This window comes from Enterococcus sp. DIV1767 (assembly GCF_050542585.1).
GTDB lineage: Bacteria > Bacillota > Bacilli > Lactobacillales > Enterococcaceae > Enterococcus_D > Enterococcus_D innesii.
The window spans coordinates 3,133,695-3,140,000 of the sequence record NZ_CP172936.1; the positions used below are offsets into that span (position 1 = coordinate 3,133,695).

The following is a 6,306-nucleotide window of genomic DNA, read 5'->3' on the forward strand; positions in this document are numbered from 1 at the left end:
TCGATCGACTGATGGTTTTTTTTATTCGCTAAAAAGCCATTGCAAGACTCGTTGGATCCATTGATCCCAGAAATTCCAATCATGATCCCCAGTTCCCGATTCAAACGTTACGGCTATTTTGCGTTTTTGCAGCTTATCCGCCGCATACTCACTTGCCGGGTACAGTTGATCTTCGGTTCCGCAGCTAATAAAAAAGCGCGGCGCGGTGCTTGGATCGATGGTCTCAATCAGATGGATCAAATCATTTTCAGATCCTTTGAATTGCTCTAAAGGGCCAAAGATTCCTGCCCAATAAGCTTGGCTTCGCAGCTGCAGCAAGGAATCCATGCTTTCAGCCAGCGCTAATGCCCCAGACAAAGACGCTACCGCCGCAAACTGGTCAGGCTTGCGCAGCCCAAGTTTTACAGCCCCATAGCCTCCCATCGAGAGACCTGCTGCAAAAGTTTTTTCTCGTTTTTGCGTCAGCTGAGGAAACAGCTCATGGCAAATCTGTGGTAATTCTTCGGCGATAAACGTCCAATACTTCATCTCATAGGTCGTATCAGTATACCAGCCTAGATCAGTAGACGGCATGATGACCGCTAGTTGATACTCTGCGGCATACCGCTCGATCGACGTCCGTCGCTGCCAGACACTATGATTTCCGTTCATCCCATGCAATAAATAAAGCACTGGGAGATCTGTGCCCGTCGATTGGCTTTGGGTGCCGATTTTTTTCTTGGTACTTTGAGGCAAGATCACATCGATCATTACCTCCATTTCAAGAACATTTGAATAGATATTTGCTTGTAAAAAAGCCATACAATCACCTGCGATCCTTTTTTTATATTGTACCAGATTCTCGCGAAATCGTGCGGGTCAAACCAATCGCTAGCACAATGAGTAAAACACCGATCCCAAAAACCCAGTGTAGACCGCTATAAAGAATCTCCCGTAATTGTCCTAATAAGGCGGTTGGCAGCTGACGCGCGGCGGCTGGATCAACCAGCTGATTCATGACACTGCTGTCAGTGACTTGCGCCTGTGCTAAGCCTATGCTATTACTGGTATTTAAAACGATACCGAAGACCGCCACCATGATGGTTTGCCCGATCGTGCGCAGCAGCGTATTAAAAGAAGTCGCCACGCCGACTTGGGTGGGGGCAACGCTGGTTTGGGCAGTAACGGTACAAACCACCATCGTTGCCCCTAAACCGACGCCCGTAATAGAAGAAATCACCAAGAACAACCAGAATGACGTCTGTGCCGGTGTCAAAAAGAGCCACAAAGCACCGGTAGCCGTGATCACTAAGCTAACCGTCAAGACCCAACTGACACTGTGTTGTGTCAACCAACGGCTGGCTAAGAAGGAACCAATCATCCATAAAATCGACAACGGTGCCAACACAAGCCCGCCAATCCCCGCACTCATGCCTAAGACCCCTTGCATCCACATTGGGATATAGACATCGATCCCCATCAAGAAGCCGCTCGCCAAAGCTGCTACGATATTGACCACCACAAACAATTTTGAGTGGAACAGCTTCAGATCAATAATCGGATCTGTTGCTTTTTTCTCCACTCGAATGAAGCCGATAAACGTAAGGACAGAAAAAACGAATAGCCCGATGACAGGCAGACTCATACCATAATCTCCCAGCAACTGGAAGCCTAGCAGGAGCCCTACTAGCGTCAACATCAACAAGAGACTGCCAGCATAATCAATGTTGACTGCAGCAAAGGCTTTTTTTTCTTCATGAAAATAAAACCAAATCAAGGCGATCAACCCTAATCCGATGGGCACGTTGATAAAGAAGATCCAATGCCAGCCGATCGTATCTACGATCAAGCCACCGGCTAAGGGTCCGACGACGCTGGCGATCCCCCAAGCAGTACTATTGAGCCCTAAGACTTTCGCCCGCTTTTCAACAGGATACAGGTCCGCAATGATCGTTAGGGCAACGGGCATCATGGCCCCTGCGCCTAATCCTTGCAACGCTCTGGCAATGATCAACGTCAACATCGTATTGGCCATCCCACAAAACGCCGACCCGATAATAAACAGCAGCGTACCAAATAAAAAGACTGGTTTGCGGCCGATATTATCGGCAAACTTGCCGTAGATCGGGGTCAACATCGCACTGGTCAAAAGATAGATCGAGAAGACCCAGTTCATGATCTCGATTCCTTTCAATGAACTGACGATGGTAGGCATCGCTGTCGTAATGATCGTTCCTTCGATCGCGGTCATAAACGTTGCGACAAAAACTGCAATGGTGACTAATTTTACATTGGTTCGCATGTAACTCCTCCTTTTACTCCAAAAAAAAGAACCTCTATTGATGGTCATCAATAGAGGTCGCCTCTTTTAATCCTTCACACTTGCCAAAAGTGCCGCCACCTTGTCGGTGCGTTCCCATGGCAAATCGATATCTGTACGACCGAAATGTCCGTAAGCGGCAGTCTGACGATAAATCGGACGGCGCAAATCTAACATTTCAATAATTCCTGCTGGTCGCAAATCAAAGTTTTCCCGTACCGCTTGGATCAAGCGCTCGTTGCTGACGGTTCCTGTACCAAAAGTGTTGATGCTGATCGAAACGGGCTGTGCCACACCGATCGCATAGGCTAATTGTACTTCCACTTTTTTGGCTAGCTTTGCTGCTACGATGTTTTTAGCAATGTAGCGAGCCGCATAGCTGGCTGAACGGTCAACTTTGGTTGCGTCTTTTCCAGAAAACGCACCGCCGCCATGACGTGCATAGCCGCCATAAGTATCAACGATGATTTTTCTGCCAGTCAAACCGGCATCCCCTTGAGGACCGCCAATCACAAAACGACCAGTAGGATTAATATAATATTTTGTCTGCTCGTCTAAAAGATCGGCAGGGATCACTTCTTTGATCACTTTTTCGATGACATCACGGTGGATCGTTTCATTATCAGCCGCATCATCATGCTGGGTACTAATAACGACGGTGTCCACTCTTTGTGGTTGATCGTTATCATCATATTCAACGGTTACTTGTGATTTTGCATCTGGACGCAAGTAGCTTAGTTCGTTGTTTTTACGCAACTCTGCTAAGCGACGTACCAGCCGATGGCTCAACGCGATCGGTAAAGGCATCAATTCAGGTGTTTCATCAACAGCAAAACCAAACATCAAGCCTTGGTCGCCGGCACCGATATCTTCTTTATCCGTTTCTCCACGACTTTCTAAAGCATCATCGACGCCTTGAGCGATATCTGGTGATTGCTCATCGATCGCTACTAAAACAGCAACCGTGTCACCGTCAAAGCCGAATTTTGCTCGTGTATAGCCGATTTCTTTGATGGTTTCTCGGACGACTTTTTGGATATCTACATAAGCAGAAGTAGAAATTTCTCCAAAGACTAAAACCAGTCCGGTAGTAACTGACGTTTCGCAAGCGACCCGTGCCATTGGATCTTCGGCAAGCAACGCATCTAAGATGGCATCACTGATTTGGTCGGCTACTTTGTCTGGGTGTCCTTCTGAAACGGACTCTGATGTAAATAAGTGTTTCTCTGTCATTTTTGTATTCCCCCTAATATATGTTTCGGTTACAAGGCATCTTCGCAGCTGCGAATCCTTTCGGGAACTTGCAACGGACTGATTATAACAAATTTTGACTGCTCATGCTTGAGAAAATGATAAAAAGATCATTTTTGGGTAATAAAAAAACACTCTCAAGAGTGTTTGCATGATCCGTACGGGATTCGAACCCGTGTTACCGCCGTGAAAGGGCGGTGTCTTAACCGCTTGACCAACGGACCAGTTTAAAAATGTAATGGGCCTAAATGGACTCGAACCATCGACCTCACGCTTATCAGGCGTGCGCTCTAACCAGCTGAGCTATAGGCCCCAAATAAAAAATGCAAAGCGGGTGACGAGAATCGAACTCGCGACAACAGCTTGGAAGGCTGTAGTTTTACCACTAAACTACACCCGCATTCCTATGGCGCGGGACAGAATCGAACTGCCGACACATGGAGCTTCAATCCATTGCTCTACCAACTGAGCTACCGAGCCAAAAACAACGGTCTGGACGGGACTCGAACCCGCGACCTCCTGCGTGACAGGCAGGCATTCTAACCAACTGAACTACCAAACCAGAAGCTTTGTATTGCTGCTTTGCCGTTAAACAAAGCGATTGCGGGAGCAGGATTTGAACCTACGACCTTCGGGTTATGAGCCCGACGAGCTACCAGACTGCTCCATCCCGCGATAAGTAATTACTTTACAGTAATTAAAAGACTGTGATTCTTTTGCTCGCAACAAAAGAGACAGTTAAGGAGGATAAGGGATTCGAACCCTTGCACGGTTTTACCCGCCTGACGGTTTTCAAGACCGTTCCCTTCAGCCGGACTTGGGTAATCCTCCAAAAGTAAAAAATGATCCGTACGGGATTCGAACCCGTGTTACCGCCGTGAAAGGGCGGTGTCTTAACCACTTGACCAACGGACCAATAAAAAACGGAGAAGGAGGGATTTGAACCCTCGCGCCGGTTTCCCGACCTACACCCTTAGCAGGGGCGCCTCTTCAGCCACTTGAGTACTTCCCCAAATGTATGACTACATTTTGATGGGCCTAAATGGACTCGAACCATCGACCTCACGCTTATCAGGCGTGCGCTCTAACCAGCTGAGCTATAGGCCCCAAAAAATAAAAGCTAAAGCGGGTGACGAGAATCGAACTCGCGACAACAGCTTGGAAGGCTGTGGTTTTACCACTAAACTACACCCGCATGGCGGTCTGGACGGGACTCGAACCCGCGACCTCCTGCGTGACAGGCAGGCATTCTAACCAACTGAACTACCAAACCATATTTAGCTTTTATTGCGCTTTTGAAAACAAAAGCAATTGCGGGAGCAGGATTTGAACCTACGACCTTCGGGTTATGAGCCCGACGAGCTACCAGACTGCTCCATCCCGCGATAAGTAATTACTTTACAGTAATTAAAGGACTGTGATTCTTTTGCTCGCAACAAAAGAGACAGTTAAGGAGGATAAGGGATTCGAACCCTTGCACGGTTTTACCCGCCTGACGGTTTTCAAGACCGTTCCCTTCAGCCGGACTTGGGTAATCCTCCATAATAAAACAGATACAATGCCACAATGGACCTTGTAGGACTCGAACCTACGACCGGACGGTTATGAGCCGTCTGCTCTAACCAACTGAGCTAAAGGTCCAGGCTCTTAAAAATCGCGGCGGAGGGGATCGAACCCCCGACCTCCCGGGTATGAACCGGACGCTCTAGCCAGCTGAGCTACACCGCGTAAAAAAGAATCATTTATTCAAATGATATGGAGCCTAGCGGGATCGAACCGCTGACCTCCTGCGTGCAAAGCAGGCGCTCTCCCAGCTGAGCTAAGGCCCCTTTTGAAAAAGTATCGGGAAGACAGGATTCGAACCTGCGACCCCTTGGTCCCAAACCAAGTGCTCTACCAAGCTGAGCTACTTCCCGTTATTAAAAAGCGCGCCCAAGAGGAGTCGAACCCCTAACCTTTTGATCCGTAGTCAAACACTCTATCCAATTGAGCTATGGGCGCATATTAAGAAATGCCGAGGACCGGAATCGAACCGGTACGGTGATCACTCACCGCAGGATTTTAAGTCCTGTGCGTCTGCCAGTTCCGCCACCCCGGCTGAAAATTGCTAAGGCAAAGCGGAAAACGGGGTTCGAACCCGCGACCCCCACCTTGGCAAGGTGGTGCTCTACCACTGAGCTATTTCCGCATATTCCTGATGCCGGCTAAAGGACTTGAACCCTCGACCCTCTGATTACAAATCAGATGCTCTACCAACTGAGCTAAGCCGGCAATGAAGTGCGGGTGAAGGGACTTGAACCCCCACGCCCGAAGGCGCTAGATCCTAAATCTAGTGCGTCTGCCAATTCCGCCACACCCGCATAGGTTATTACTATGAGTCGTACAGGGCTCGAACCTGTGACCCTCTGATTAAAAGTCAGATGCTCTACCAACTGAGCTAACGACTCATATGGGGGTTAACGGGATCGAACCGCTGACCCTCTGCTTGTAAGGCAGATGCTCTCCCAGCTGAGCTAAACCCCCATAAGGTAAAAAAAACGCGTGGCGACGTCCTACTCTCACAAAGGGAAACCCTTCACTACAATCGGCGCTAAGAAGCTTAACTTCTGTGTTCGGCATGGTTACAGGTGTATCCTTCTTGCTATCGCCACCACACTATTCAATTGAGTAAGTTTTGCTCACTCAAAACTGGATCGAAGAAATCAAAACGCTACGAGTTTACGTGCTTTTTTCTTTTTGGTTAAGTCCTCGATCGA

3 protein-coding genes, 25 tRNA genes, 2 rRNA genes and 1 riboswitch (1 of these 31 cut by a window edge) are annotated in these 6,306 nt (G+C 48.3%); all 30 genes read right to left on the bottom strand.

The genetic code is table 11. The features are described 5' to 3' along the window. Positions 1-21: 21 nt before the first annotated feature. Positions 22-801, bottom strand: coding sequence for an alpha/beta hydrolase (locus IGI78_RS14765; protein ID WP_077452373.1), 780 nt, complete (start codon positions 799-801; stop codon positions 22-24). Positions 802-823: 22 nt separating this feature from the next. After that, a complete protein-coding gene (locus IGI78_RS14770) occupies positions 824-2,281 on the bottom strand; it encodes an MDR family MFS transporter (RefSeq protein ID WP_077452374.1) in 1,458 nt (485 codons plus the stop codon). 66 nt (positions 2,282-2,347) lie between these two features. Continuing rightward, positions 2,348-3,532: a methionine adenosyltransferase gene (gene metK, locus IGI78_RS14775; protein WP_005233362.1), complete on the bottom strand. Its 1,185-nt coding sequence runs from the start codon at positions 3,530-3,532 to the stop codon at positions 2,348-2,350. After that, positions 3,530-3,611, bottom strand: a riboswitch (SMK box riboswitch). (Overlaps the previous gene by 3 nt.) A gap of 91 nt (positions 3,612-3,702) precedes the next feature. Beyond that, positions 3,703-3,774 (bottom strand) — tRNA-Glu (locus IGI78_RS14780). Positions 3,775-3,789: 15 nt separating this feature from the next. After that, positions 3,790-3,863 (bottom strand) — tRNA-Ile (locus IGI78_RS14785). A gap of 16 nt (positions 3,864-3,879) precedes the next feature. Then, a tRNA-Gly gene (locus IGI78_RS14790) sits at positions 3,880-3,950 on the bottom strand. A gap of 7 nt (positions 3,951-3,957) precedes the next feature. Then, positions 3,958-4,030 (bottom strand) — tRNA-Phe (locus tag IGI78_RS14795). Positions 4,031-4,038: 8 nt separating this feature from the next. Then, positions 4,039-4,112 (bottom strand) — tRNA-Asp (locus IGI78_RS14800). Positions 4,113-4,151: 39 nt separating this feature from the next. Further along, positions 4,152-4,225 (bottom strand) — tRNA-Met (locus tag IGI78_RS14805). A 66-nt stretch (positions 4,226-4,291) separates the two neighbouring features. Beyond that, positions 4,292-4,381 (bottom strand) — tRNA-Ser (locus tag IGI78_RS14810). A 12-nt stretch (positions 4,382-4,393) separates the two neighbouring features. Then, a tRNA-Glu gene (locus IGI78_RS14815) sits at positions 4,394-4,465 on the bottom strand. A gap of 9 nt (positions 4,466-4,474) precedes the next feature. Continuing rightward, positions 4,475-4,562: transfer RNA gene (locus tag IGI78_RS14820), tRNA-Ser, on the bottom strand. Between the two features lie 21 nt (positions 4,563-4,583). Further along, a tRNA-Ile gene (locus IGI78_RS14825) sits at positions 4,584-4,657 on the bottom strand. Positions 4,658-4,674: 17 nt separating this feature from the next. After that, positions 4,675-4,745 (bottom strand) — tRNA-Gly (locus IGI78_RS14830). 1 nt (position 4,746) lies between these two features. Continuing rightward, positions 4,747-4,823 (bottom strand) — tRNA-Asp (locus IGI78_RS14835). 38 nt (positions 4,824-4,861) lie between these two features. Next, positions 4,862-4,935 (bottom strand) — tRNA-Met (locus tag IGI78_RS14840). Positions 4,936-5,001: 66 nt separating this feature from the next. Further along, positions 5,002-5,091, bottom strand: a tRNA-Ser gene (locus IGI78_RS14845). A 26-nt stretch (positions 5,092-5,117) separates the two neighbouring features. After that, a tRNA-Ile gene (locus IGI78_RS14850) sits at positions 5,118-5,191 on the bottom strand. A gap of 13 nt (positions 5,192-5,204) precedes the next feature. Beyond that, positions 5,205-5,278: transfer RNA gene (locus IGI78_RS14855), tRNA-Met, on the bottom strand. 28 nt (positions 5,279-5,306) lie between these two features. After that, positions 5,307-5,379 (bottom strand) — tRNA-Ala (locus tag IGI78_RS14860). Positions 5,380-5,392: 13 nt separating this feature from the next. Then, positions 5,393-5,466 (bottom strand) — tRNA-Pro (locus IGI78_RS14865). Positions 5,467-5,477: 11 nt separating this feature from the next. Next, positions 5,478-5,551, bottom strand: a tRNA-Arg gene (locus IGI78_RS14870). Positions 5,552-5,562: 11 nt separating this feature from the next. Next, a tRNA-Leu gene (locus IGI78_RS14875) sits at positions 5,563-5,648 on the bottom strand. Between the two features lie 18 nt (positions 5,649-5,666). Further along, a tRNA-Gly gene (locus tag IGI78_RS14880) sits at positions 5,667-5,738 on the bottom strand. A gap of 10 nt (positions 5,739-5,748) precedes the next feature. After that, a tRNA-Thr gene (locus IGI78_RS14885) sits at positions 5,749-5,821 on the bottom strand. A gap of 7 nt (positions 5,822-5,828) precedes the next feature. Beyond that, positions 5,829-5,910, bottom strand: a tRNA-Leu gene (locus IGI78_RS14890). Between the two features lie 14 nt (positions 5,911-5,924). After that, positions 5,925-5,997, bottom strand: a tRNA-Lys gene (locus IGI78_RS14895). A 3-nt stretch (positions 5,998-6,000) separates the two neighbouring features. Then, positions 6,001-6,073 (bottom strand) — tRNA-Val (locus tag IGI78_RS14900). A 16-nt stretch (positions 6,074-6,089) separates the two neighbouring features. After that, positions 6,090-6,205, bottom strand: a 5S ribosomal RNA gene (gene rrf / locus IGI78_RS14905). An 81-nt stretch (positions 6,206-6,286) separates the two neighbouring features. Beyond that, a 23S ribosomal RNA gene (locus IGI78_RS14910) occupies positions 6,287-6,306 on the bottom strand (it continues 2,895 nt past the right edge of the window).